Consider the following 26,015-nt stretch of genomic DNA (forward strand, 5'->3'; position numbering starts at 1 on the left):
GCGCTCCTCGTTACAGCCCGAGCATCATCTTCGCGATGATGTTCTTCTGGATCTCGTTCGAGCCGCCGAAGATCGACAGCTTCCGGTTGTTGAAATACTGCTGCGCGGCGCTCGCCGCTTCGTCCGGGCCGACCGGCTCGCCGTCGTAGTCGGCATCGAGCGCCTCGTCGACGAACGGCTGTGCATACGGCCCCATCGCACGCCGCATCAGCGCGGTGATCTCCTGGCGGATCTGCGTGCCGCGGATCTTCAGCATCGAGCTTTCCGCGCCCGGCACCCCGCCGCCCGCGACCGCGGCCAGCACGCGCAGGTTGGTCGTGCGCATGTTCTCGAGTTCGATCTCGACACGCGCGACGCGCGCCGCGAAGAACGGATCGTCCGCGAGCGGCCGGCCGTTCTTCATGACCTTCGCGGCAACGGCACGCAGCCGGTCGAGCGCGGCCGTCGAAAAACCGATTCCGGCGATGTTGGTGCGCTCGTACGTGAGCAGGTATTTCGCGTAGGTCCAGCCACGGTTCTCTTCGCCGACGAGGTTCTCCGCCGGCACGCGCACGTCGGTGAAGAACACCTCGTTCACTTCGTGCTCGCCGTCGAGCGTGATGATCGGGCGGACCTCGACGCCCGGCGTGTTCATGTCGATCAGCAGGAAGCTGATGCCTTCCTGCTTGCGCACGTCGGTCGCGGTGCGCACGAGGCAGAAGATCATGTTCGCGTAGTGGCCGAGCGTGGTCCACGTCTTCTGGCCGTTCACGATGTAGTGCTCGCCCTGCGCGTCGCGCCCGCGCACCGCGCTCGTCTTCACCGACGCGAGATCGGAGCCGGCGCCCGGCTCCGAATAGCCCTGGCACCACCAGTCGGTGCCGTCGAGAATGCGCGGAAGCCAGCGGCGCTTCTGCGCTTCGTCGCCGTACTTGATCAGCACGGGGCCGAGCATGTTCACGCCGAACGGCACGATGCGCGGCGTACCCGCGAGCGCGCACTCGTTGTCGAACAGGAACTTCTGCGCGACGCTCCAGCCGGGGCCGCCGTACTCGCGCGGCCAGTGGCTCGCGAGCCAGCCGCGCGCGTTGAGTATCGCGTGCCATTCGCGCATGTCGTCGCGCGTGAGATGCAGGCCGCCCTTCACCTTGCGCGCGATGCGCCCGGGCAGTTCGGCTTGCAGGAAGCGCTGCACTTCCGTGCGGAAGGCTTCCTCTTCGGGAGTGAAATTGAGGTCCATCGTCAGTCCGTGGCGAATGCGGTTGGCGTTCAGTCGAGGCGGTTCAGGCTCGCGAAATCCGCGCCGCGCGCGACGAGATCGACGAGCAGCGGCGACGGCTTCCAGAACAGCGGATCTTCCTTCGCGAACGCGCGGATATCGGCGAGCACGTTCGCGAGGCCGACCGTGTCCGCGTAATGCATCGGGCCGCCGCGATAACGCGGGAAGCCGTAGCCGTACAGGAACACCGCGTCGACGTCGAGCGGGCGCAGCGCGATCTTCTCGTGCACGACGTTCGCGCCTTCGTTGATCATCGCCGCGAGGTAGCGGCGCATGATCTCGTCGTGGGTGAACGTGCGCGGCGCGATGCCCTTCTTCGCGCGCTCTTGCGCGACGATCGCCTCGACTTCCGGGTCCGGCGTGCCGACGCGCGCGCCGTCCGGATACAGGTAGTAGCCGCGCGCCGTCTTCTGGCCGAACCAGCCGCGCTCGCACAGCCGGTCGGAAATCTCCACGTAGCGCGCGCGCGGGTCGCGCGTCGCCGCGCGGCGCTTGCGGGTCGCCCAGCCGATGTCGCCGCCGGCGAGGTCGACGACCTGGAACGGCCCCATCGGGAAGCCGAATTCGCGCACCGCGCGGTCGATCTGGTACGGCGATGCGCCGTCTTCCATCAGGTAGTCGGCCGCCGTGCGGTAGACGGCGAGGATCCGGTTGCCGATGAAGCCGTCGCACACGCCGGCGCGCACCGGCGTCTTCTTCAGCTGCTTCGCGAGCGCGAACGCGGTCGCGACCACTTCGGCGCTCACGCGCGCCGGCACGACGATCTCGAGCAGCTTCATCACGTTGGCCGGCGAGAAGAAATGCAGGCCGATCACGTCGGCCGGCCGGTCGATGCTCGCGGCGATCTCGTCGATGTCGAGATACGACGTGTTGGTCGCGAGCACCGCACCCGGCTTGCACGCGCGCGCGAGTTCGGCGAACACGGCCTTTTTCACGGCCATGTCCTCGAACACGGCCTCGATCACGACGTCGGCCTGCGCGAGCGCGTCGTACGACGTGCTGCCCTTGAAACGCGCGAGCCGCGCGGCGTGCGCGGCCGGCGTCATCCGCCCTTTCGCGACGAGGCCGTCGTACACCTTCTCGACGTGCGCGCGGCCGCGCGCGAGCGACGCTTCGTCGCGTTCGATCATCGTCACCGGCAGCCCGGCATCGAGCGCCGCGACCGCGATGCCCGCGCCCATCGTGCCGCCGCCGACCACGCCGATCCGCTCGACCGGCCGCGCGCTCGCGCGACGTGCCTCGGGCACCTTCGCCGCTTCACGCTCCGCGAAGAAGGCGTGCACGAGGCCCGCGCGCTGCGGGCTGTCGATGCACTGCAGGAACAGACTGCGTTCGAGCTTCATCCCCGCGTCGAACGACTGCGTGAGCGCGGCCTCGACCGCGTCAACGATCTTCGCCGGCGAGAACAGGCCACGCGACTTCTTCGGCAATTCCGCGCGCGCCGCGTCAATCGCGGCCTGCGCGGCCGCGCGGTCGGCCAGCCCCTGCGCGTCGCGCGTGCGGCGCACCGGTGCGCCGAGCGACACGAGCTCCTGCGCGTAGGCGAGGCCTTCGGCGAGCGTGTCGTCGCTGTGTGCGACGCGGTCGACGAGGCCGAGCGAGAGCGCTTCGTCCGCGCTCGCGTGGCGGCCCGTCAGCATCAGGTCGAGCGCGGCCTTCGCGCCGATCAGGCGCGGCGCGCGCTGCGTGCCGCCCGCGCCGGGCAGCAGGCCGAGCGTGACTTCGGGCAGCCCCAGCTTCGCGCCGGGCACCGCGAGCCGGTAATGCGCGGCGAGCGCGACTTCGAGGCCGCCGCCGAGCGTCGCGCCATGCAGCGCGACCACGACCGGCTTCGTGCCCGATTCGATCCGCTCGCACACGTCGGGCAGCGACGGCGGCACGGGCGGCTTGCCGAATTCGCGGATATCGGCGCCCGCGATGAAGTTGCGGCCGGCGCCGACGATCAGCACCGCGCGGATCGCGTCGTCGGCCTGCGCGGCGTCGAGCGCATCGGCGAGGCCGCGCCGCACGTCGGCGGACAGCGCGTTGACGGGCGCATGGTCGATCGTGACGACGAGCACCTTGTCGCGCCGCTCGCGCGTGACGGTGCCGGCCGGGCCGGTGGGGGAAGCGGGTGAGTTCATCGTGTCTCCTTGACGCGGCGGCAGGCGCGGCGACGCCGGTTCGTGGCTCGCAGCCACGCGAGCGGCGCCGGGGCGCCTGCCCCGGTCCCGCACGAAGCGGGACAAGATCCGGCCGTACGCCGGGCATGACCTGATTCTCGATTGATCGAGATTCATTGACAATTCCCTCCCGCTTTTACAAGCTGTCAAGTCTGACTTGACACTGAATGCTTCCGACCGTTAAACGGGACGGATCAGGAGACGCGACGCATGGACCTGAACGCGCTGACGCTGCTCGTCGAGATCCTCGACGCCGGCAATCTCAGCAAGGCCGCGCAGCGGCTCAAGATGAGCCGCGCGAACGTCAGCTACCGGCTGAACCAGCTCGAGCGCTCGATCGGCCAGCAGCTCGTGCGGCGCACGACGCGGCGCATCGAGCCGACCGAAATCGGGCTGAAGCTGTACGAGCACGGGCGGCGCATCTGCAACGAACTGCTCGCCGCGCAGGAATCGGTGACGACGCTCGGCCAAGACCTGCAGGGCCGCGTGCGGCTGTCGGTGCCGAGCGGCTACGGGCAGATGGTGATGTCCGACTGGCTGCTCGCGTTCAAGCGGCTGCATCCGGGCATCGTGCTCGACGTCGTGTTCGAGAACCGCGTGGAAGACCTGATGCGCGACGAGATCGACATCGCCGTGCGCGTGATGCCGGAGCCGCCGCAGAACCTCGTCGCGCGCGACATGGGCGCGGTGCGCTACGTCGCGTGCGCATCGGCCGCATTCGCGGCCGAGCACGGGATGCCGGCGAGCCTCGGCGCGTTGTCGGCCTCCCCGGTCGTCACCGCGACGGTGATGGGCCGGCAGCTCAGGATCGCCGCGTACCTCGGCGACGAGCGCCACGAGGTGCTGCTCGAGCCCACGCTGATTTCGGAGAACTTCCTGTTCCTGCGGCAGGCGATCCTCGGCGGGATCGGCGTCGGCATCGTGCCCGACTACGTGGTGCAGGACGACATCCGGCGCGGCACGGTCGTCACGTCGCTCGACGCGTACCGGCTCAGCATCTTCGGCACGCACATGTACATGCTCTACATGCCGAACCGGCACCACACGCGCGCGACGTCGACGTTCATAGAGTTCATCCTCGAACAGGCCGGAAAGACCGGCCGGGGCGGGCCCGGCGCGATGCGTCAGGGTTTCCTGTCGGGTGACAACCCGCCGGCCGCGCGGCGACAATAGCGCGCCGGGGCGGGCAGCCGCGTTGCGCCGGCATCGTCGCCTCCTTCGAATTCACTGCTGCCGAGGGTTCAATGTTCGACCGGATTCGTCCGCATTCGCGCTCCTGGACGCTGCTCGCCGCCGTCGCGCTCGTCGCGTTCAACGCCGGCTGCACGTCCCCGTCCACGCCGCCGTCGGGCGCGGTGGTGCCCGTCGCCGCCGCATCGGGTGCCGCCGTGCCGCTGCCCGGCGTCCATGCGCCCGAGCTGTCGTCCGGCTGGACCGACAAGCCGGGCTGGACCTCGCAGCATTTCATGATCGCGGCCGCGAATCCGCTCGCGACGCAGGCCGGCTACGACATGCTGAAGGCGGGCGGCACCGCGATCGATGCGGCCATCGCGACGCAGATGGTGCTCGCGCTGGTCGAGCCGCAATCGTCGGGAATCGGCGGCGGTGCGTTCCTGCTGTACTTCGACGGCAAGGCGACGCAGGCGTACGACGGCCGCGAGACCGCGCCGGCCGCCGCGACCGACCGCCTCTTCTACGGGCCGACCGGCCAGCCGATGAGCTTCTACGAAGGCGTCGTCGGCGGGCGCTCGGTCGGCACGCCGGGCGTGCTGCGCATGCTCGACGCCGCGCACCGCGCACACGGCAAGCTGCCGTGGCGCCGCCTGTTCCAGCCGGCGATCCGGCTCGCCGAGCACGGCTTCACGATCAGCCCGCGGCTCGCGACGCTGATCGCGAACGACAAGTACCTGAAGAACGATCCGGCTGCGCGTGCGTATTTCTACAACCCGGACGGCACGCCGAAGGCGGCCGGCACGGTGCTGAAGAACCCCGCGCTCGCGACCGTGCTGCGGCAAGTCGCCGACCGCGGCGCGAACGCGTTCTACAGCGGCGCGATCGCGCGCGACATCGTCACGAAGGTGCGCAGGCACCCGACCAACCCGGGCCTGCTGTCGCTCCAGGATCTCGCGCGCTACAAGGCGAAGGTGCGCGCGCCGCTGTGCGCGGATTACCGGCGCTCGGTGGTGTGCGGGATGCCGCCGCCGTCGTCGGGCGGCCTCGCGATCGCGCAGATGCTCGGCATCCTCGAAGCGATGCCCGACTGGCAGCAGATCGGCGCGCAGAAGCCGGTGCGCAACGACGTCGGCTACGAGCCGACACCGTTCGCCGCGCACCTGTTCAGCGAAGCCGGGCGGCTCGCCTATGCGGACCGCGCGCGTTATGTCGCCGATCCCGATTTCGTGCCGCTGCCGGGCGGCAGCTGGGCGAGCCTCACCGACAAGACCTATCTCGCGCAGCGCGCGCACCTGATCGGCGACAGCAGCATGGGCGCCGCGCAGGCCGGCACGCCGCAGGGCGCCACGCTCGCGATGGCCGACGACCGCAGCCCCGAGTTGCCGTCGACCTCCGACATCGCGATCGTCGACCGCTACGGCCAGGCGCTGTCGATGACGACGAGCATCGAGGACGCGTTCGGATCGCGGCTGATGGTGCGCGGCTTCATGCTGAACAACCAGCTCACCGATTTCTCGTTCGTGTCGAACGACAACGGCCGGCCGGTCGCGAACCGCGTGCAGCCCGGCAAGCGGCCGCGCTCGGCGATGTCGCCGGAACTCGTGTTCGACAAGAAGACGAAACAGGTGACGATGATCGTCGGCTCGGCCGGCGGCCCCGCGATCATCAATCACGTCGCGAAGACGCTGGTCGGCGTGCTCGACTGGGGAATGACGATGCAGCAGGCGATCGCGCTGCCGAACTTCGGGTCGATGAACGGGCCGACGCAACTCGAACGCGGCCGCGTGTCCGATGCGCTCGCCGACGGGCTGAAGGGCCGCGGGCACGACGTGCGGGTGGTCGAGATGAACTCGGGGCTGCAGGGAATCCAGCGGCTGAACGTGCAGGGCCAGACGGTGTGGTTCGGCGGGGCGGATCCGCGGCGGGAAGGCGTGGCGATGGGGGAATGAGTGCGATGAGCGACAACTTCACCTATCTGGTCGATCCGGTGGTTTCGCTCGCTGAAGCGCCCGCCGAGGCACAGCGCATGATCGCGTGGCTGCAGGCGCGCGGAATCGTCGGCGCGGCGACGCGCGTCGGCGACCTGTATCGCGACTGGGGCGCGACCTGGGGGCTCAAGGAGAGCGATCTGACGGCCATCGACCGAACCGGTTACCCACCCGGCCCGCTTTATGCGAACGCCTGCGACGCGCGCGCAAATTTGCCGCCGTCCATCCCGAACTGGCTGGAGGTCGACGTGGAACGCCGCATCTTCGATGCAGGCGGGAACGGCCTCGAGATTTTCTGCCCGGCGTGCAACGCGGAGCAGACCGCGCTCGGCGCCGCATGGGGTGACGCGTTTTCCAACTGGTTCGAGGGTGACGATGCGGCTCCGCTCGTATGCGGCGCGTGCGGCCATCGGCAACCCGTCACGCAATGGCGCTACGATCCGCCGTGGGCCTTCGGCCATCTCGGCTTCAATTTCCAGAACTGGCTGCTGAGCGATGCGTTCATCGCCGAATTCACCGCCGCGTACGGCCGGCCGCTGACGGTCGTGCACCAGCACATCTGAGCGCCCTGCGCGCTGCGTCAACCGCGCCCCTTCCACGGCACCACCCGCTGCTCGACCCACCGCATCGCGAGATCGAACAGCCACGCGATCGCGCCGATGAGCAGGATGCCCATCACGACGATGTCGGTGCGCAGGAAGCTCGATGCGTTCAGCACCATCTGCCCGAGCCCGGCCGTCGCGGCGACCATCTCGGCCGCGACGAGCGTCGTCCAGCCGAACCCGATCGCGATCCGCAGCCCGGTGAGGATTTCCGGCAGCGCGGCCGGCAGCACCACGTGGCGCACGATCTGCGCAAAGCTGCCGCCGAGCGAATACGCGGCGTTGATCTGCTCGACGGTTGCCGCACGCACGCCGGCGCGCGCGGCCATCGCGATCGGCGCGAAGCACGCGAGGAAGATCACGACGAGCTTCGCGGTTTCGTCGATGCCGAACCAGATCACGACGAGCGGCAGGTACGCGAGCGGCGGCAGCGGCCGGTAGAACTCCAGCAACGGATCGAGCACGCCGCGTGCGATGCGGCTCACGCCCATCAGGATGCCGGCCGGCACGCCGATCGCGGTCGCGAGCGCGAACGCACCGAACACGCGCGCGGCGCTCCACAGCAGATGGTCGGACAACGGCAGGCCGCCCTGGATGCGGCCGTGCCACGCATCGACGAACGCGATCCACACGGCTTCCGGCGCGGGCAGGAACAGCGGCGGCAGCCACTGGCGATGGGTGGCGACCCACCACAGCAGTGCCAGTGCCGCGACCGTCGCCGCGCTCAGCCCCGCTGTCTTCCCCTGCCCCGGCAACCGGTAGCGATGCGATGCGCGAGCCGGACGCGCCGCGTGACGCCGTTGCGTCGCGCGTTGATCCTGCCCGCGCTCCGCGGCCGTGCGATCGGCCGCCCAAGAATCCTGCGTGCTCATGCTGTCCTGCCTGTGCAAGGTACTGATCCGACCGCGTCCGACCGACGCGCCCTGTCGCGCGAGTTCGTGCATCACGCCGCCGCCTCGGCGGCCTCGTCGCGATGCAGGTACGCGATCAGCCGTTCGCGCCATGCGATGAAATCCGGTGACGACTTCACCGCGCGCGCATCGCGCGATTCGACGTAGCGGCGCGCGAACGGCAGTTCGAAGGTTTCCGCGATCCGACCGGGGCCGGGCGTCATCACGACGAGACGCGTCGCGAGGAACAGCGCCTCCTCGACGTCGTGCGTAATAAAGAACACCGTCTTGCCGGTGCGTGCCCATACGTCGAGCACGAGCGCCTGCATCGTGCCGCGCGTCATCGCGTCGAGCGCGCCCATCGGCTCGTCCATCAGCAGCACGCGCGGGTCGCTCGCGAGCGCGCGCGCGATGCCGACGCGCTGCTGCATCCCGCCCGACAGCTCGTACACGCGCGCATGCGCATGCCTGTCGAGCCCGACGAGCGCGAGCATCTCCCGCGCCCGCGCTTCGCGTTCGGCCTTCGACACGCGTGCGAAGCGCAACCCGAGCGCGACGTTGTCGAGCACGTCGAGCCACGGCAGCAGCGCGTATTTCTGGAACACGACACCGCGATCCGCGCCGGGGCCCGTGACCGGCACGCCGTCGACGCGCACGTCGCCGGTCGTCGGCGCGACGAAGCCGGCCATGCAGTTCAGCAGCGTCGTCTTGCCGCAGCCGGACGCGCCGAGCGCGACGACGAATTCACCGGCCTCGATGCGCAGGTCGACGCGCGCGAGCGCCTGCGTCGTCGGCCGGCCGCGTTCGCCCGGATAGTCGACCGATACCTGACGGACTTCCAGCGTGCTCATGTTCAGGACTCCGCGACGAGTGGGTTGAGCGGCTGCACTCAGCGCGCGGCCTTCTGCACGAACTGCGGATCGACGCCGGCCGAGTAGTCGGCGAGCACCGTCTGGATCGTGCCCTGCGATTTGAGGAACGTGGCCGTGGCCGCGAGCGATTTCGCGGCACCCGACTGCGCACCGCCGCCGAGCCACGTCGGCGACGCCTGCTCGGCCGGCGTCGGGAACGCGTAGAGCGCGAGGCTGGCCGGTACGTCCTGCGCGTTCGCGCCCGACACCTTCGCGACCGCCGCGACCTGCGGCGAGCCGACCTTCCACGCGGCAGCGTGCGCGCGATAGTCGGCATCGGCGGCCGCGAGCACCTTCACGAAGCGCGTGACGAACTCGGGGTTCTCGCGCGCGAACTTGCGGCTCACGACGAAGCCGTCGAAGGTCGCCTTGCCGCTTTCCTTCGCCACCTGGCCCGACGTCGTGAGCACGGTGCCCGACTGCTTGACCTTCGCGAGCACCGGATCCCAGATGTAGGTCGCGTCGATGTCGCCGCGCGCCCACGCCGCCGCGACTTCGGGCGGACGCAGGTTGACGATCTTCACGTCGTTCGGATTGACGCCCGCGGCCTGCAGCGCGACGAGCGTATGGAAATGCGACGTCGACACGAACGGCACGCCGATCTTCTTGCCCTTCAGCGCGGCGATGCTGGTGACGCCTGAGCCGTTGCGCGCGACGAGCGCCTCGGCGTCGTTGATGTTGTCGAGCACCCAGAACAGCGAGATGTCGAGCCCCTGCGACAGCCCGGCCGCGATCGGGCTCGAGCCGGCTTCGCCGAGCTGCACGGAGCCCGATGCGAGCGCGCGGATCACGTCGGCGCCGCTGTCGAGCTTGCGGAACGTGACTTTGTAGCCGGTCGCCTTCTCGACTTCACCGCTCGCCTGCGCATAGCGCCACGGCACGACCATGTCCTGGTACGCGATCACGACTTCGCGCGATTCGGCGTGCGCCGCGCCCAGCGCGGCAAAGGCGGTCAGCGCGACGACCGCGCGGCGGATGAAGCTGAAACGGGACATGCGGCTCTCCTTCGAATGCGGGCATTGCTGCGGGAGAGCCGACTATAGGAGCTTTGCGCGCGGCGGGAGCGAACTTATCCTGCGAAGCTATCGATGCCGTTTCAGCTTTGCTTTCCATGCTCGACCGGATTGCGTGTCCGGTCGGGTGACGATTGCCGTGCGAATGCGCGGGCGGCGGCCGCACCAACGAAAAAGCCCGCATCGCTGCGGGCTTTTTTCGGGTTCGTCAGAGGACGACGAAGCAAGCGGGCTCAGACCACCCCTGCGCCATGCGCCTGCAGGTCGGCGTGATAGCTCGACCGCACCATCGCGCCGACGGCCGCGTGCGTGAAGCCCATCTTGTACGCCTCTTCCTCGTACATCTTGAACGTATCGGGATGCACGTACGCGCGCACCGGCAGGTGGTGCTCGGACGGCTGCAGGTACTGGCCGATCGTCAGCATGTCGACGTCGTGCGCGCGCAGGTCGCGCATCACCTGCAGGATTTCCTCTTCGGTCTCGCCGAGGCCGACCATCAGGCCCGACTTCGTCGCGACGTCCGGATGCAGCGCCTTGAAGTCCTTCAGGAGCTTCAGCGAGTGCGCGTAGTCCGAACCCGGGCGCGCTTCCTTGTACAGGCGCGGCACCGTTTCGAGGTTGTGGTTCATCACGTCCGGCGGCGCGGCGTTCAGGATCGAGATCGCGCGGTCGAGACGGCCGCGGAAGTCCGGCGTCAGGATCTCGATGCGCGTGTCCGGCGACTGCGCGCGCGTTTCGCGGATGCACTCGACGAAGTGGGCGGCGCCGCCGTCGCGCAGGTCGTCGCGGTCGACGCTCGTGATCACCACGTACTTGAGCTTCAGCGCGGCGATCGTGCGCGCGAGGTTCTTCGGTTCATCCGCGTCGAGCGGGTCGGGACGGCCGTGGCCGACGTCGCAGAACGGGCAGCGGCGCGTGCACTTGTCGCCCATGATCATGAACGTCGCGGTGCCCTTGCCGAAGCATTCGCCGATGTTCGGGCAGCTCGCTTCCTCGCACACCGTATGCAGGTTGTGCTCGCGCAGGATCGTCTTGATCTCGTTGAAGCGCGAGCTGCCGGTGGCCGCCTTCACGCGGATCCACTCGGGCTTCTTCAGCTTTTCGATCGGAATGACCTTGATCGGGATGCGCGCCGTCTTCGCCTGCGCCTTCTGCTTGGCGGTCGGATCGTAGGCAGGGGTCGCGGCCGGATCGGCCGGTGCGGGGGAAGCGGTAACGTCAGTCATTCGAATGTTGTTCCAGTGCCTGCGGCTTGTCGGCGGCCGCGGATGCGCCGTCGAGGTTGGCGATCAGACGGCGCACCAGCGTATGGGCGACGTCGTTCCAGTCGGCGGCAACCTCGAGGCTCGCCATGTCGACAGTTTCCAGTCCGGCATAGCCGCACGGGTTGATCGCAAGAAACGGGCGCAGATCCATCTTCACGTTCAGGCTCAGCCCGTGATAGCTGCAGCCGTTGCGGATCTTCAGGCCGAGGGCCGCGATTTTCGCGCCCTCGTGCACGCCGGATGCCACGTAGATCCCGGGCGCGCCCGCCTTGCGGACCGAAGCGAGATTATACGCCGCGAGGGTTTCGATCACGGCCTCCTCGATCTTCGTCACGAGCGTGCGCACCATCAGCTTGCGCCGGCGCAGGTCCAGCAGCAGGTAGGCGACGATCTGGCCGGGGCCGTGGTAGGTGATCTGCCCGCCGCGGTCGACCTTCACGAGCGGCACGCCGCTGTCGGCCACCAGCAGGTGGGCCGGGTCGCCGGCCTGGCCGAGCGTGTAGACGGGCGGGTGCTCGACCAGCCAGATCTCGTCGCCGGTATCGGCCGTGCGCGTGTCGGTGAACGCGCGCATCGCGTCGAAGCTCGTTTCGTAGGTCTCGACGCCCCGCCACCGCACGGTGACCGGCGGGGCCGGCTGATCCGGGGACCCGGCGGGCGATGCGGAAACGGCAACAGGCGTGGACACGATGGAAACCGGCGAAACGGACATGGGCGGTAGTTTACCGAAAACCCGTCGGTCTCGCCGGCCTCGGAGGGGGGACGGATCGCCGGTATCCGTCGGAGGAAATGATGGTCAGACGGTGCGCCATCCGTCGTGGAGCAGCGCGCTCACGCGTTCGCGCAGCCGTGCCAGCCCGCCGAGCGCGACTTCCCGGGGCGGCCGCGACACCGAGAACGCCACGCGCGCGCCCTCCCGGCCTTCCGCGCTGAGCCACAGCCGCTCGCCGCGGCGCAGCTTCAGCGTCTCGCCGTCGACCAGGAAGTAATCGTCGACGTCGTTGCTGCGCGTCGCCCACACCGGCCCGCACTGCACCACCAGCCGCGTGCTGCGCTGTACCTTCAACGGAACGGTTTCGCCCACCGGGATTTCGAACGTGATGCTTGAAGAAATTTCTTGCATGATCGACTCCGCCAATAAGTGCTTCGATGGCTACAATCGTAGTCACTTCAAGGCGTCCGACAAAACGACCAATTTTCACGTCGATGTGAGGAAAATTAGCAAATGGACCTCCGCCAGCTGCCTGCGCTGAACGCGATTCGCGCGTTCGAAGCCGCCGCCCGTCACGAGAATTTCTCGCGCGCCGCCGACGAGCTGTACGTCACGCACGGCGCGGTCAGCCACCAGGTGCGCGCGCTCGAGGAAGAGCTCGGCGTGCAGCTGTTCACGCGCAACGGCAAGCGGCTGTGCCTGACCGACGCCGGCATGCGCTACGCGCAGCAGATCCGCACCGCGCTGATGGTCATCGCCGACGCGACACGCGACGTGCGCGCGAGCGACCGCGACCGGCGGCTCGTGGTGTCGATGCTGTCGTCGTTCGCCGCGCGCTTCATCACGCCGCGCATCGGCTCGTTCATCGAACGGCATCCGGAAATCGACGTCGAGCTGCAGTCGACGAACTCGCTCACCGATTTCGCGCGCGACGATGTCGATCTCGCGATCCGCTTCGGCCACGGCAGTTATCCGGGGCTGCATGTCGAGGCGCTGTTCGACGAAGTGTTCTTTCCGGCATGCGCGCCGACGCTGAACGGCGGCAAGCTGCCGCAAACGCCCGCCGATCTCGTGCACTACAACCTGCTGCGCTCGGACGACGAGCTGTGGCGGCCGTGGTTCGACGCGGCCGGACTCAAGACGCTGACCGAGCCGAAACGGGGGATTCTGTACCAGGATTCGTCGAACCTGCTGCTGGCCGCGATCGACGGCCAGGGCATCGCGCTCGTGCGCCGCTCGCTCGCGGTGCACGACCTGCTCGACGGGCGCATCGTGCGCCTGTTCGACATCGACGGGCCGAGCCCGTGGCACTATTTTTTCGTGTGTCCGCCGCCGCTGCTGAACACGCCGCGCGTGCAGGCGTTCAGGACCTGGCTGTTCGAGGAAGTCGCCGAATACAAGCGGCTGTGCGACGAGCTGGACGCGCGGCGCGCGGCGGGGAAGACCCCCGCCGAGTGCGCGCAGGAAGGAGGATGGAAGGCGCTTAAAGTACGACCTTGACCATCGGATGGCCGGTCAGTGCGCGGTAGATGTTGTCGAGCTGTTCCTGGCTGGTCGCCCGCACGGTGATCGTGAGGCCCGTGTAATTGCCGCCGCTCGACGCGCGCTCCTCGATCTTCTCGACGTCGATCTCGTTGTCGTGAACGGCCACGACCTTGAAGATCGTGTCCTTGAACTCGGGGTGCGCCTTGCCCATGATCTTGATCGGGAAATCGCACGGAAACTCCAGCAGCGACTCCTTCCGGGTATCGATCGCGCCGGTCACCTCGATGGTTTTGGTCGGTTCGCTCATCATTTTCTCCGGGTTAGGTCAAACTGTTCAAACTCGCGCGCCTTCGCACGCTGGTACGCGTCATACAACGCCGCGAATACGGGGCCCGGCTTGCCGCCATGGACGGGCAGATCGTCGAGCGACGTGACGGGCAGCACTTCCTTCGTGGCCGACGTGATCATGATCTCGTCGGCTGCGCGCAATTCCACTTCGCTGATCTCGCGCGCGACGAACGGGATCTTGCATTCGTCGGCCAGCTCCTCGATCAGCGCGTAGCGGATCCCTTCGAGGATCTTGTTGCTGCGCGGCGGCGCGAGCAGCTCGCCGTTCTTCACGATCCACACGTTCGACGACGAACCTTCCGTCAGGTTGCCGTCGCGCAGCTGCAGCGTCTCGAACGCATCGCGTTCGGCCGCATGCTGCGCCATCAGCACGTTGCCGAGCAGCGAGATCGACTTGATGTCGCAATGCAGCCAGCGGCGGTCCTCGGCCGTCACGCAGCGCACGCCCTGCGCGCGTTCGTCGGCGGACGGCAGGCGCAGCGGGCTCGTCATCACGAACACCGTCGGCACCGCGTTCGCCGGGAACGCGTGGCCGCGCTTCGCGACGCCGCGCGTCACCTGCAGGTAGACGAGCGCGTTGCCGTCGCCGAGCCCTTCGGCATTCGCCGCGACGACGCGCTCGATCAGCGCGCGCCAGCCCGCGTCGTCGTGCGGGCTGGCGATGCCGATCTTCTTCAGGCTGCGCTCGAGCCGCGCCAGATGCTGCTCGATCCGGAACGGCACGTGCGCGCCGTCGTGCGCATAAACGGGCACCACTTCATACACGCCGTCGCCGAAGATGAACCCGCGGTCGAGCACCGGTACACGGGCTTCCGACAGCGGCACCATTTCCTCCTGCGACGACACGCTGAGGTAGACGATCGGTTCGAATTCGGCTTGGCTCATGGTTATGACAGATGGGGATGAAGTCGTGAAAACAAAGGCCCGTCGTGCTTACTTCTTCTTGCTGAACATCAGCAGGATCGAGTCCCAGATACGCCCGAAGATACCCGCTTCCGGCACGGCCTGCAGTGCGACGACCGGGAATTCGGACAGCGTCTTGCCATCGGCGACGATCTTCACGGTGCCGACCTGCTGGCCTGCCGCGAGCGGCGCGATCAGCGGCGCGTTGACGTCGACTTCCGTCTTGACCTTGTCGCCGAGGCCGCGCGGCACGGTCGCCCACTGGTCGCCCTTCACGCCCACCTGCACGGTGTTTTCCTTGCCCTTGTAGATGCGCGGCGTCGACATCGCCTGGCCGCCCTTGAACAGGCGCACCGAATCGAACGCGCTGTAGCCGTAGTTCAGCATCTTCATGCTGTCCTGCGTGCGCTCGCTTTCCTTCTGCTCGCCCATCATCACCGACACCAGGCGGCGCTGGCCGTCCACACCCGGGATCGCGCGCTTCGCCGACGCGATCAGGCAGTAGCCGGCCGCCTGCGTATGGCCCGTCTTCAGGCCGTCGACCGTCGGGTCGAGCCACAGCAGGCGGTTGCGGTTGCCCTGGCGGATGTTGTTGTACTTGAATTCCTTCTCCGAGAAGATGCTGTAGTACTGCGGAAAATCGCGGATCAGGTGCGCGGACAGCTTCGCGAGGTCGCCGGCCGTCGTGTAGTGGTTCGGGTCGGGCATGCCGTTCACGTCGGCGAAGTGCGTGCCCTTCATGCCGAGGCGCGCGGCCTCGTCGTTCATCATCGTGACGAACTGCCCTTCGCTGCCGCCGACCAGTTCGGCCAGCGCGATCGCGGCGTCGTTGCCCGACTGGATGATCATCCCGTACACGAGGTCGTGCACCGACACCGGCTTGTTCGCCTCGATGAACATGCGCGACTCGTCGCGGCCGACGCGGCGCACGGCTTCGCTCGGCGTGACGATCTGCTCCATCGAGATCTTCTTCTTGTCGAGCGCCTCGAACACGAGGTACGCCGTCATCAGCTTCGTCAGCGATGCGGGCTCGACGCGTTCATCGGCATTGCCCGACGCGAGCACCGTGTTGCTGGTCGCATCGACGAGCACCCACGAGCGCGCATTCACGCCCGGCGGCGGCACCGCGCCCGGCATGTAGGTCGCGGGCGCGCCGGTGAACTGCTCGGCGGCCGGCGCCGCATGCGCGGCCTTGGCCTTGGCGGCCGGCTTGGCCTCGGCGACGACGATCGTCGACGCGAGCGCGACAGGCAGCATCACGCCGAGCGCGACGTTGCGCGCGGCGGTGCCGAAGGCGATGGAGGAAGCGAGGGACTTGAGGCCTTGGGAAGACAGACGCATGATCGATTCAGGCTGATGGCAGAAAGTGCGGTGCGAAACGCGCAGGGTTGAACGGCAAGGCGGCGGGCGTTTCGGGCACTCGCCCGAAATCGTCGGGCGACGCGAAACGCGCCGGTTGGACTCGTGCGGACGCGTTCGGTTCGCGGCCGTCGCGAGCGGGCGGACAGGCGGCGAAACGAGCGCCGCATGGGCCCAGCCGGGCCGCGGGCGACGCGGAATCCGGCCATTATACGTGGCCGCGCAGCGCGTTTTCGCGAACCTGGCGCAGGATCGCCGTCCATCTTCATCGGGCGCGGGGTGCCGGCAAGCTGCGCGTCATCGCACGCGAAGGTGTGCGAAAGGTGTGCGCAGGCGAAGGAGAAGTCGGGTCGCGCCGCACGCCGCGGCGCGATGTCGCGAGAAGGGAAACGCGCATCCGGCGCCGGCCGGAGCACGTATAGCAACACCGTGCGGGCCGGCGTCATGCCGGCCTCCCGCGTGCCGGCTAGCGCCAGGCGTCGACGATGATGCGTTTGAGCACGTGCAGCTTGCGATGCAGGAAATGCTCGGCGCCGGGGATCACGACGACCGGCAGTTCCTGCGGCCGCGCCCAGTCGTACACCGACGCGATCGGCACCGTGTCGTCGGTTTCGCCGTGGATCACGAGCGTGTTCTCGGGCACGTCGGCCACCTGCCAGCGGCTCGCTGCCGTGCCGACGAACACCATCCGTTCGATCGTCTCGCCCGCGTCGCGCAGCCGCTTCGCGACGTGCGACAGCACGAAGGTGCCGAACGAGAAGCCCGCGAGCACGAGCGGCAGGTCCGCATACGCGGGCTGCGCGCGCATGTGCGCGAGCACCGCGAGCAGGTCGTCGGCCTCGCCGGTGCCGTTGTCGTGCACGCCTTCGGTCGCGCCGACGCCGCGGAAGTTCGACCGGAACACGACGTAGTTCAACTGCACGAGCGTGCGCGCGAGCGTTTGCGCGACCTTGTTGTCCATCGTGCCGCCGAACAGCGGATGCGGATGCGCGACGAGCGCGATGCCGCGCGGCGCGGCGCCGCCTTCGCGCACGGCATCGGGGAGGTCGACCGCGATTTCGATCTGCCCGACCGGGCCCGCGATCAGCGATTTCTGCGTATGAACGTTCATTCGGCCGGCCCGATCAGATCTTCAGGCGGTCGACGACCTTGCCGTCGCGCAGGTGCGATTCGACGATCTCGTCGATGTCGGCCTGGTCGACGTACGTGTACCACGTGCCTTCCGGATACACGACCATCACCGGCCCTTCCTCGCAGCGGTCGAGGCAGCCGGCCTTGTTGATGCGAACCTTGCCGGGCCCCGCGAGGCCGAGCTCCTTCACGCGCCTTTTCGCGTATTCCTGCATGGTCTGAGCGTCGCATTGCGCGCAGCTCGGGCGTTCGGCGCCCGGTTCGCGCTGGTTCAGGCAGAAGAAGACGTGGTGCTGGTAGTAGGAATCCATGGTGGTGGCGAGCTGCCCGGCGCAAGGCCGTGCGGAAAGAGGAGCGGTTGCCGCTGCGCGGGGCAACGGGCGTGTAGGGTTCGGCGCCCGGCGGCGCTTGGGTGCCAGCGGATTCGTGCTCGTGGCGACGCGCAAACCACGGCGATGCCTGGCGGCATCGCGAGGATTTGCAACGCGGCCACGGGTGCGAAGGCGCCGCACACACGTGCCGATCGGTGCCGAACACTGCACTCGTGCGGACGATTATAACGAGGGGCGCACGCCGCTGCCCGCGGTACCGCCGCGGCCATCGCGGCACAACCGCCGCAGCCTTCGCGTCAGCGGCGCAGCACGGCCGGCAGCCATGCGTGCTCGACGCGCTGGCCGAGCCAGATCAGCGCCGCGTAGGGCCAGATCCACGCGAGCCAGCGTGCGAGGCTGTTGAAGTGCACGTAACGGCCCTGCCGCCAGCCCGACAGCGTGAAGTCGAAGAACGGGTTGACGGGCAGCAGGTTCACGAGCGCCACGCCGGCCAGCAGCGCGAGCGCCGCCAGCGTCGCGCGCCACGTCGCCGGCACGTGCAGCGCGACGAGCGCGGCCGCGAAGCCGAGCTCGATCCCGAGGCGCGCGCCGGGCGTCGCCCACACGACGACGAGTCCGGTGGCCGACTGCATGAAGGTCGCGGCCGCCTTCAGCACGAGCGTCGCGGCGACGAGCGCGATCAGCAGCCGGATGCGCGGTGCGCGCGGCCGCATCGCGAGCGACGCGATCGCCAGCGCGGCGAACAGCATCAGGCCGCCGAGCGCGGCCTCCCACGCGGAGTCGGACAGCCAGCCGTCGACGCGCTCGGGCCATTCGCCCACGCGCCACGCGGCCGGCAGCCACGCGAGCAGCGTGTCCTGCATCGACGCGTCGGCACGCTCCCACAGCGCGGCCGGCCAGTCGCCGATGCCGAACAGGAACGGCGACGGGAACAGGATCGCGAACGGCCACAGCCCGGCGAGCAGCAGCGGCGTCGCACCGTCGTCCTCGAACCACGCGAAGCGCAGCCGGCGCAGCGCGCCGCGATCGAGCAGCGCACCGGTGGCCGGCGCGACGAGCGCCGCCCCCAGCAGCGCGCCGAGCGCGTTGGCCGCGAGATCGAGATTCGACGCGACGCGCGTCGGCAGGTAGGTTTGCAGCGCTTCCATCGCGCCCGACAGCAGCACGCCGAGCCCGGCCGCGATCAGCGTCGCGGCCACGCCGCGCCAGCGCGGGTGCAGCGAGAGCACGCCGAGCGCGCCGAACGGCAGGTAGCCGAGCACGTTCGTGACGACGTCGAATGCGGTCACGTAGCGCTGCATCGGCGCGAACAGGTAGTCGAACGGCCCGATGCCGAGCGACACCCAGCCTGCGAACGGATACAGCGACGCGTAGACGATGAGTGCCGCGTAGGCGGCAAAGGCCTGCCGCGCGAGCGGCGATGCGCGAGGCGTGCCGGTCGCGCTCATCGCGGCTGCGCGGCACGCGTCACGGCGTGCCCGCGTACGCCTGGATGCCGACCCATGCGGCGATCTGCGACACGAGCTCGTTGCTCGCCGCCGCGAGCGCGCGGGCGCCGCCCGCCGCGTCGGGCGTGCTCGACGGCGCGCGCGCGACGAACGTGCGCTGGCCGAGCACCTTGCCGTCCAGCGTCAGCGTCGCGCGCGCGGTGACGGCGCCGTAGCTCTGCGACTGGCCGTCGAACACCTGCTCGAATTCGTTCAGGTCGACCTTGAGGGTCGGCGCGCGCACGCCGTCGGCCCCTTCGAGCACCGTGCCGCGCGACGACAGCGCGCCGCGCAGCCGCTGCGTGAGCAGTTGTGCGGGCGGTGCCGTCCAGCGGCTGTCGCGATAGACGGCCACGTGCTGCGCGTCCACGTACGCGAGGCGGTACGCGAATTTGTCGGAGTCGAGCGCGTCGGGCACGACGACGTCGAGCACCTTCAGCGCGGGGGCCGTGCCCGCCGTAACGACCGGCGTGGCCGGCCCGAGGTCGTAGCGGACATTCGACAGCGCCGCGCTGTTGCCGGCGCAGCCGGCCGCGAGCGACAGCGTCAGCACGGCAAGCGCGGCCGCGGCCGGACGCAGCGCGCGGTCAAGGATTCGTGGCATGGCGTGTTCCTGCATGATGTTTCCGGTTTCGATGGGGGTCACTGCCGGGCCGTCGCGCCGGGCCAGACGAAGCCCGCTTCGCCGGGCCCCGGCGCCGCGCCGGGCGAACCGAACAACAGACTGCGCGGGTTGCGGCCAAGTTCACCGGCCACGTCCTTCAATTGCCGCGACGCATCGCCGACGCTGCCGGCCAGCGCGTTGAAGCGCGGCAGCGTGTCGTACTGCACGCGCGCGTTGAGATCGTTCAGCGCGACGCCGACCTGCTCGGCGGCCGTGCCGGCCTTGTTCAGGTTCGACACGAGCGGCCCGTTCGGCTGCAGCAGCGTGTTCGCCGACGCCATCGCGCGGTTCACCTCGTGCATCGTTTCCGGCAGCGCGGTGACCGCCGGGCCGAGCTGCTTCGTCAGCGTGGCGGCACCGTCGGCCGCGTGCTGCAGGCTTTCGGCGGTCGCGCGCAACTGCTCGCGCATCTCGGGCGACATCAGCGCATTCGCGCTCTTCGCGGCCAGCTCAAGCTGCCGCAGCAGCACGTCGCCGCGCTCCTGGATCTGGTCGAACAGGCTCGGCCGCATCGGGATCTGCGCAATCGCCTTCGGCGACGACGGCAGCGGCGCCAGGTCGCGGCCCGTGTCCTCGAGCTGCACGAACGCGATCCCCGTCACGCCCTGGAAGCCGAGGCTGCCGTAGGTCGACTGCGTGATCGGCGCGTCGTGGTCGACGAGGATCCGGATCCTGATCTGCCCCGGGTGCGCGCGGTCGAAGCCGATCGACTGCACCTTGCCGACGTCGAGGCCGCGAAAGCGCACGGCTGCGTCCGGGAACAGCCCCGTCACGTTGGTGCGCGCGAGCAGGTCGTACGGCACGCGCACGGTGCGGTCGACGTTGAACCAGAACACGGTGCCCGCGATCGCGAGCGTCAGCGCGATCGTGAACAGGCCGGCCCAGAACGCATGTGATTTGTTTTCCATTCGAGGATTCCTTCGTGCCTACAGCTCGACGCTCGACAGCGCCGGTTCGAGGGCCGCCTTCGGCAGCTTCGCGCGCCGCTCGGGCGGCAGCGCCTGCAATGCGCGGCGCCCGCGCAGCCCCAGGAAATATTCGTGGATGAACGGATGGTCGACGTTCGCGGCCTCCTCCACCGGCGCGGCGACCAGCACCTTGCGGTCGGCCAGCACCGCGACGCGCGTCGACAGCGCGACCATCGTGTCGAGATCGTGCGTCACCATCACGACGGTCAGCCCGAGCGTGCGGTGCAGCGTCGCGATCAGCTCGACGAATTCGTCGGACGCCTGCGGATCGAGGCCGGCCGTCGGCTCGTCGAGGAACAGCAGTTCGGGCTCCAGCGCGATCGCGCGGGCGATGCCGACCCGCTTCACCATCCCGCCCGACAGCGCGGCCGGCATCTTCGACGCGTGCTTGCACGGCAGCCCGACCATCTCGAGCTTCAGCATCACGATGTCGTGCAGCAGGTCCGGCGGCACGCGGCCGAGCTCGCGCAGCGGCTGCGCGACGTTGTCGAACACCGTCATCGACGAGAACAGCGCGCCCTGCTGGAACAGCATCCCGGAGCGCGTGCGCATCATCCGCGCGCTCGCGTCGTCGATCGTCGCCGTATCCTCGCCGAACACCTTGATCGTGCCCGACGTCGGCCGCTCGAGGCCGAGGATCTGCCGCACGAGCGTGGTCTTGCCGGAGCCCGAGCCGCCGACGATCGACACGATCTCGCCGCGCCGCACGTCGAAGTCGAGCTTCTGGTGAATGATGTTGCGCCCGTAGCGCTTGGTCAGGTTGCGCACCTCGATCACGAGATCGCCGGGAGCGGCCGCCGCGGCCGGCCGCTCGCCGACCGACCCGGCACCGATGGCCGCGGCGTGCGCGGTCGTTTCGTTCGATGCGTTCATCCGAGCCCCACGTTCTGGAACAGGATCGCGAACACCGCGTCGGCGAGGATCACGACCGTGATCGACGTCACGACCGACGTGGTCGTGCCTTCGCCGAGACTCTGCGAGTTCGCCTTGATCCGGAAGCCGAAATGGCAGGCGACCAGCGCGATCAGCATGCCGAACACGACGCCCTTGCCGACCCCGATGTACAGGTTCGCGATCGGCACGACGCCCGGCAGCGAGCGCACGAAATAGTTGACGTCGATGCCGAGCACGAGCTTCGCGGCGAGCGCGCCGCCCGTCAGCGCGATGATGTTGGTCCACATCACGAGCAGCGGCATCGCGACGCCGAGCGCAAGCACGCGCGGCAGGATCAGCCGCAGCCCGTGCGGGATGCCCATCACGCGCATCGCGTCGAGCTCCTCGGTCACGCGCATCACGCCGATCTGCGCGGTGATCGCCGAGCCGGAGCGGCCCGCGACGAGAATGGCCGACAGCACCGGGCCGAGCTCGCGGATCACCGACAGCCCGAGGATGTTCACGATGTAGCGGTTCGCGCCGAACATCTGCAGTTGCTGCGCGGACAGGTAGCTGAGCACGATGCCGATCAGGAACGCGACGAGCGCGGTGATCGGCAGCGCCTGGGCGCCTGCGCTGTAGATGTTCGCGGAGGTCTCCTTCCACGGCATCGTCTGCGGACGGCGCAACACCGACAGCGCATCGAGGATCACGAGGCCGAACAGCGCGATGCCGCCCTGCAGGTGCTCGCCGAACCGGAAGATCGCCTGGCCGAGCCGCGTGACGGGGTCGACGCGCACGACGCGCTCGGGCGCCTCGCGCTCGCTGTCGAGCCGCTCGATGCGCTCGAAGATCGTGCGCTGCGTGGCGCTCAGCGCGACGCCGTCCGGCAGCTTGCGGCCCCACACGCGCCACAGCGCCTGGCCGCCGACGTGGTCGAGCCGCTCGATGCCGGACAGATCCCATTCGCTCACGCGCCCGGACGCGATGCTCGCGATACGGCGCGCCACCGCGCCGCGATTGCGTGCAAGCGCGAGCGCGGTCCACTGGCCGGTCAGGCGCACCGTCTGGCCCTGGCCGCCGGCGTCGACCGACAGGCCGGGAGGAGTCTCGAAGTCCAAGGGCAGGTTGTTTGCAAAAAGGTGACAGCGGCCATTGTAGCGAACCGCCCGGCGCCGCGACGTGAGGATTTCCGTGCGGGCGGCGAGCTCGGGGCGCGCAGCCGGGGAGCCCGGCCGGGGCGGCCGGGTGCCCGCCCCGGCGTGCGCGAGGAAGCCGCCGCCCGTTGCCCGATGCCGACGTCACCACCTTTCATTCTTCCGTCACGTTTCCTTTCGATACTCTCTCGCGCCGCACATCAGGCCGTCGGCGCCCCGCGCCGCCAATCGTTGCGCACCTCGCGTTTCATAAAACAGAACACCGAACAGGACAACCGATGCGTCTCCCCCTGCTTTCCCGCCGTCGCGTGCCGGCCATCGCCGCGCTCGCCAGCCTCGCCTTCATCCTCGCCGCCTGCGGCGGCGACGACGTCACCTCGCTGCCGGCGACGCCGCCGGCAGCCCAGGCGCCCGTCGGCACGACGGCCACCCTCGCGCTGCTCGAGACGACCGACCTGCACACCAACGTGCTGTCGTACGACTATTTCAAGCTCGCCGCCGACAATTCGCTCGGCTTCGAACGCGTGTCGACGCTGATCGCGCAGGCGCGCAAGCAGTACCCGAACACGCTGCTGCTCGACAACGGCGACACGATCCAGGGCACCGCGCTGTCCGACTACCAGGCGCTCGTGAAGCCGGTCGGCTGCGACCAGACGCTCGCGATCTACAAGGTGATGAACGCCGCGAAATTCGACGGCGGCGGGATCGGCAACCACGAATTCAACTACGGTCTGCCGTACCTGTCGCAGGTGACCGGCAACACGTTCGAGGTCGACGGCCTGCCGGCGCCGGCCCAGCAGAAGAAATGCGCGGGCCCGAACTTCCCGCAGGTGCTCGCGAACGTGATCAGCGCGAAGACCAACGCGCCGCTGTTCACGCCGTACACGATCCTGACCCGCACCGTGACCGCGACCACGCCGGACGGCAAGACGGTCAGCGCGCCCGTGAAGATCGGCATCATCGGCTTCACGCCGCCCGCGATCATGAACTGGGACAAGCGCTGGCTCGACGGCAAGGTCTACACGACCGGCCTGAAGGAAGCGGCCGAGAAGTACATTCCGGAGATGCGCGCGAAGGGCGCCGATCTCGTCGTCGCGATCTCGCACGGCGGCCTCGACAATTCCGCGTATTCGCCGACGATGGAGAACGGCAGCTGGTGGCTGTCGAAGGTGACCGGCATCGACGCGATGCTGATCGGCCACTCGCACCAGGTGTTCCCGGACGCGAACAGCACCGTGTCGCAGTTCAACCTGCCGGGCGTCGACAAGGTCAAGGGCACCGTCAACGGCGTGCCGACCGTGATGGCCAACTACTGGGGCAAGCACCTCGGCGTGATCAAGCTCGGCCTGAAGTTCGACGGCAAGACGTGGAGCGTCGACAAGTCGCAGACGACCGTCGAGGCGCGGCCGATCCAGAACGCCGACAAGAGCTACGTGGCGGCCGATCCGTCGGTTTCCGCCGCGATCGCCGCCGAGCACCAGGCGACGATCGACTATGTGAAGACGCCGATCGGCTCGACCGACTACCGGATGAACTCGTACTTCGCCGATGTCGGCGATCCGGGCGCGATCCAGATCGTCAACGAGGCGCAGGCCGACTACGTGAAGACCTACGTGCAGGCGAACCTGCCGCAATACGCGTCGCTGCCGGTGCTGTCGGTCAGCGCACCGTTCAAGAGCGGCTTCGGCGGCGGCACCGACTACACCGACGTCGCACCGGGCGCGCTCGCGATCAACAACGCGGCCGACCTGTACCTGTATCCGAACACCGTGTATGCGGTGAAGGTCAGCGGCGCCGACGTGAAGAACTGGCTCGAAACCGCCGCGAAGCGCTTCAACCGGATCGACCCGACCAAGGCGACCGTGCAGCCGCTCGTCAGCACCTTCCCCGGCTACAACTTCGACATGTTCACGTCGGCCGATCTCGCGTATGAAATCGACGTCACGCAGCCGGTCGGCAGCCGGATCAGGAACCTGACGTACAAGGGCGCGCCGATCGACCCGAACGCGCAGTTCATCGTCGCGACCAACAACTACCGCGCGAGCGGCGGCGGCAACTTCCCGGGCCTCGACGGCAGCAAGACGATCTTCGCGTCGCCCGATGCGAACCGCGACGTGCTGATCGCGTTCATCAAGAAGCGCGGCGCGATCACGCGCACGGCGGACGGCGCGCAGCGCAGCTGGCGCTTCACGAAGCTCGCGAGCTCGGTCGCGCACGTGCAGTTCGCGTCCGCACCGAACCGCCTCGGCGACGCGGCGGCGGCCGGCCTGACCGGCATCACGCAGGTCGCGGCCGACGACGGCTCGGGCAAGAACCTCGCCACCTACGAGATCGACCTCACGCAATGAGACACGCGATGCAACCGATCCGGACGATGCGGCCGGCCGAATCCGGCCTCGCCGCTGCCGCGCGGCGCGTGCTGCGCGCGAAACTTCCGCCGGCCGCGCTGCTCGCGGCGGCGGCCGTGACCGTCGCGGCCGTCGTCGCGGCGACCGGCCTGCACGGGGCCGGCTCCACGCCGAGCGCCGCGCAGCTCGACGAGTGGCAGGCAATGGTCACGCAGGCCACCGAGCCGCACGCGCTCGCGCAGTTGCGCACGCTGGCGCGCCGCGGCTCGGGCGACGCGCAGGCGGCGCTCGGCATCGCGCTCGTCGACGCGCGCGAACCGGGGCTGCGCGACGAGGGGCGCGGCTGGCTGGAAACGGCAGCGACGGCGGACGGCAAGGCCGACGCGCCGGCCGCCCGGCGGGCGCAGCTCGCGCTCGGCAAGGCGTTGCTGCTCGGCAGCAGCGACATGCCGAAGGACTATGCACGCGCCCGCACACTGCTCGGCGAAGCGGCCGCGCAGGGCGACCCGGCCGCCGCGTATTACCTCGGGCTGATCTATCGCAGCGGCTACGGGATCGCCGCCGATCCCGTGCAGGCCGCGCACTGGTTCGAGGTCGCGTCGCGCGCGGACATCCCGGCCGCGGACTTCATGCTCGCGAACGCGTACCGCGACGGCAGCGGCGTGCCGCGCGACGACGCACGCGCGCTCGCGCTGTATCGTCGGGCCGCCGAGCACGAGTTGCCGGAAGCCGTGCAGACGCTCGCGATGGCCTATCGCAACGGCGAGCTCGGGCTCAAGCCCGACGCGGACGAATTCCACGCGCAGTGGATCGAGACCGCGCATGCGCTGAAGCATCCGGTCATCGCGCCGTAACGCGAACCCGCATCGCACCGGCTGCCTGACGCGCAAGCCCCGACGCGCCGCGCATCGATCATCCGGCAACGGAATCGATCGCGGCGCGCGGGTGCGCGCCTGTTGCATTGCCGCCACCCGGCCGCTCCCCGT

24 protein-coding genes are annotated in these 26,015 nt (G+C 69.1%); 6 read left to right on the plus strand and 18 right to left on the minus strand.

Features of this window, described 5'->3' with window-relative positions; genetic code table 11:
* Window positions 1–10 precede the first annotated feature (10 nt).
* Both AB3K92_RS38045 and AB3K92_RS38050 read right to left on the minus strand, forming a co-directional pair.
* A complete protein-coding gene (locus AB3K92_RS38045) occupies window positions 11–1,219 on the minus strand; it encodes an acyl-CoA dehydrogenase family protein (RefSeq protein ID WP_369466819.1) in 1,209 nt (402 codons plus the stop codon).
* A gap of 29 nt (window positions 1,220–1,248) precedes the next feature.
* A complete protein-coding gene (locus tag AB3K92_RS38050) occupies window positions 1,249–3,381 on the minus strand; it encodes a 3-hydroxyacyl-CoA dehydrogenase NAD-binding domain-containing protein (RefSeq protein WP_153488881.1) in 2,133 nt (710 codons plus the stop codon).
* A gap of 249 nt (window positions 3,382–3,630) precedes the next feature.
* On the opposite strand from AB3K92_RS38050, the gene AB3K92_RS38055 reads away from it, so the two are divergent.
* The 3 genes from AB3K92_RS38055 (at window position 3,631) to AB3K92_RS38065 (ending at window position 7,144) form a co-directional block, all read left to right on the plus strand.
* Entirely contained in the window at window positions 3,631–4,593 is a 963-nt protein-coding gene (locus AB3K92_RS38055; RefSeq protein ID WP_369466820.1) for a LysR family transcriptional regulator, read from the plus strand.
* Window positions 4,594–4,664: 71 nt separating this feature from the next.
* On the plus strand, window positions 4,665–6,542 hold the full coding sequence (gene ggt, locus AB3K92_RS38060; RefSeq protein WP_369466821.1) for a gamma-glutamyltransferase: 1,878 nt from the start codon (window positions 4,665–4,667) through the stop codon (window positions 6,540–6,542).
* Between the two features lie 5 nt (window positions 6,543–6,547).
* Window positions 6,548–7,144, plus strand: a complete 597-nt coding sequence (locus AB3K92_RS38065) for a hypothetical protein (RefSeq protein WP_060232886.1) — start codon at window positions 6,548–6,550, stop codon at window positions 7,142–7,144.
* Window positions 7,145–7,161: 17 nt separating this feature from the next.
* Here AB3K92_RS38065 and AB3K92_RS38070 read toward each other — a convergent pair whose 3' ends face one another.
* From AB3K92_RS38070 to AB3K92_RS38095, 6 genes are all read right to left on the minus strand, one after another.
* Entirely contained in the window at window positions 7,162–8,127 is a 966-nt protein-coding gene (locus tag AB3K92_RS38070) for an ABC transporter permease (RefSeq protein WP_369466869.1), read from the minus strand.
* Entirely contained in the window at window positions 8,127–8,924 is a 798-nt protein-coding gene (locus AB3K92_RS38075; protein ID WP_048023884.1) for a taurine ABC transporter ATP-binding protein, read from the minus strand. The genes AB3K92_RS38070 and AB3K92_RS38075 overlap by 1 nt, the downstream gene beginning before the upstream one ends.
* Window positions 8,925–8,962: 38 nt before the next feature.
* A complete protein-coding gene (gene tauA / locus AB3K92_RS38080) occupies window positions 8,963–9,979 on the minus strand; it encodes a taurine ABC transporter substrate-binding protein (RefSeq protein WP_021157037.1) in 1,017 nt (338 codons plus the stop codon).
* 251 nt (window positions 9,980–10,230) lie between these two features.
* On the minus strand, window positions 10,231–11,223 hold the full coding sequence (gene lipA / locus AB3K92_RS38085) for a lipoyl synthase (RefSeq protein WP_011886137.1): 993 nt from the start codon (window positions 11,221–11,223) through the stop codon (window positions 10,231–10,233).
* Window positions 11,216–11,974: a lipoyl(octanoyl) transferase LipB gene (lipB, locus tag AB3K92_RS38090; protein WP_021157036.1), complete on the minus strand. Its 759-nt coding sequence runs from the start codon at window positions 11,972–11,974 to the stop codon at window positions 11,216–11,218. The genes lipA and lipB overlap by 8 nt, the downstream gene beginning before the upstream one ends.
* Before the next feature lie 84 nt (window positions 11,975–12,058).
* Window positions 12,059–12,385, minus strand: coding sequence for a DUF2917 domain-containing protein (locus tag AB3K92_RS38095; protein WP_021157035.1), 327 nt, complete (start codon window positions 12,383–12,385; stop codon window positions 12,059–12,061).
* A gap of 102 nt (window positions 12,386–12,487) precedes the next feature.
* Here AB3K92_RS38095 and AB3K92_RS38100 point away from each other — a divergent pair, with 102 nt between their 5' ends.
* Complete coding sequence (locus tag AB3K92_RS38100; protein WP_021157034.1) at window positions 12,488–13,474, plus strand: transcriptional regulator GcvA; 987 nt, start codon at window positions 12,488–12,490, stop codon at window positions 13,472–13,474.
* Here the strand turns inward: AB3K92_RS38100 and AB3K92_RS38105 are convergent.
* The 10 genes from AB3K92_RS38105 to AB3K92_RS38150 all read right to left on the minus strand — a co-directional run bounded on the left by AB3K92_RS38105 (window position 13,458) and on the right by AB3K92_RS38150 (window position 22,645).
* Window positions 13,458–13,766 (minus strand): YbeD family protein, encoded by a 309-nt coding sequence (locus AB3K92_RS38105; RefSeq protein WP_011353335.1) that lies wholly within the window; start codon window positions 13,764–13,766, stop codon window positions 13,458–13,460. The genes AB3K92_RS38100 and AB3K92_RS38105 overlap by 17 nt on opposite strands.
* On the minus strand, window positions 13,766–14,692 hold the full coding sequence (locus AB3K92_RS38110; RefSeq protein ID WP_027789029.1) for a D-amino acid aminotransferase: 927 nt from the start codon (window positions 14,690–14,692) through the stop codon (window positions 13,766–13,768). Before AB3K92_RS38110 ends, AB3K92_RS38105 begins: the two co-directional genes overlap by 1 nt.
* Window positions 14,693–14,740: 48 nt before the next feature.
* On the minus strand, window positions 14,741–16,051 hold the full coding sequence (locus AB3K92_RS38115) for a D-alanyl-D-alanine carboxypeptidase family protein (RefSeq protein WP_021157031.1): 1,311 nt from the start codon (window positions 16,049–16,051) through the stop codon (window positions 14,741–14,743).
* Window positions 16,052–16,535: 484 nt separating this feature from the next.
* Window positions 16,536–17,180, minus strand: coding sequence for an alpha/beta hydrolase (locus AB3K92_RS38120; RefSeq protein WP_021157030.1), 645 nt, complete (start codon window positions 17,178–17,180; stop codon window positions 16,536–16,538).
* Window positions 17,181–17,193: 13 nt separating this feature from the next.
* Window positions 17,194–17,511, minus strand: coding sequence for a ferredoxin (locus tag AB3K92_RS38125; protein WP_060051704.1), 318 nt, complete (start codon window positions 17,509–17,511; stop codon window positions 17,194–17,196).
* Window positions 17,512–17,828: 317 nt separating this feature from the next.
* Entirely contained in the window at window positions 17,829–18,980 is a 1,152-nt protein-coding gene (locus AB3K92_RS38130) for a VanZ family protein (RefSeq protein ID WP_369466822.1), read from the minus strand.
* A gap of 19 nt (window positions 18,981–18,999) precedes the next feature.
* Entirely contained in the window at window positions 19,000–19,623 is a 624-nt protein-coding gene (locus AB3K92_RS38135) for an ABC-type transport auxiliary lipoprotein family protein (protein ID WP_048023905.1), read from the minus strand.
* A gap of 38 nt (window positions 19,624–19,661) precedes the next feature.
* Window positions 19,662–20,591 (minus strand): MlaD family protein, encoded by a 930-nt coding sequence (locus AB3K92_RS38140; RefSeq protein WP_021164215.1) that lies wholly within the window; start codon window positions 20,589–20,591, stop codon window positions 19,662–19,664.
* A gap of 18 nt (window positions 20,592–20,609) precedes the next feature.
* On the minus strand, window positions 20,610–21,524 hold the full coding sequence (locus AB3K92_RS38145) for an ABC transporter ATP-binding protein (RefSeq protein ID WP_021164214.1): 915 nt from the start codon (window positions 21,522–21,524) through the stop codon (window positions 20,610–20,612).
* On the minus strand, window positions 21,521–22,645 hold the full coding sequence (locus AB3K92_RS38150) for an ABC transporter permease (protein WP_021164213.1): 1,125 nt from the start codon (window positions 22,643–22,645) through the stop codon (window positions 21,521–21,523). Before AB3K92_RS38150 ends, AB3K92_RS38145 begins: the two co-directional genes overlap by 4 nt.
* Before the next feature lie 314 nt (window positions 22,646–22,959).
* On the opposite strand from AB3K92_RS38150, the gene AB3K92_RS38155 reads away from it, so the two are divergent.
* The gene (locus AB3K92_RS38155; RefSeq protein ID WP_369466823.1) at window positions 22,960–25,029 is read left to right on the plus strand and encodes a bifunctional 2',3'-cyclic-nucleotide 2'-phosphodiesterase/3'-nucleotidase; all 2,070 of its coding nucleotides are present in this window, start codon (window positions 22,960–22,962) and stop codon (window positions 25,027–25,029) included.
* An 8-nt stretch (window positions 25,030–25,037) separates the two neighbouring features.
* Window positions 25,038–25,883 (plus strand): tetratricopeptide repeat protein, encoded by an 846-nt coding sequence (locus tag AB3K92_RS38160; RefSeq protein WP_369466824.1) that lies wholly within the window; start codon window positions 25,038–25,040, stop codon window positions 25,881–25,883.
* Window positions 25,884–26,015 lie beyond the last annotated feature (132 nt).

Source organism: Burkholderia sp. Bmkn7, assembly GCF_041103175.1.
In the GTDB taxonomy this organism is placed as follows: Bacteria; Pseudomonadota; Gammaproteobacteria; order Burkholderiales; family Burkholderiaceae; genus Burkholderia; species Burkholderia cepacia.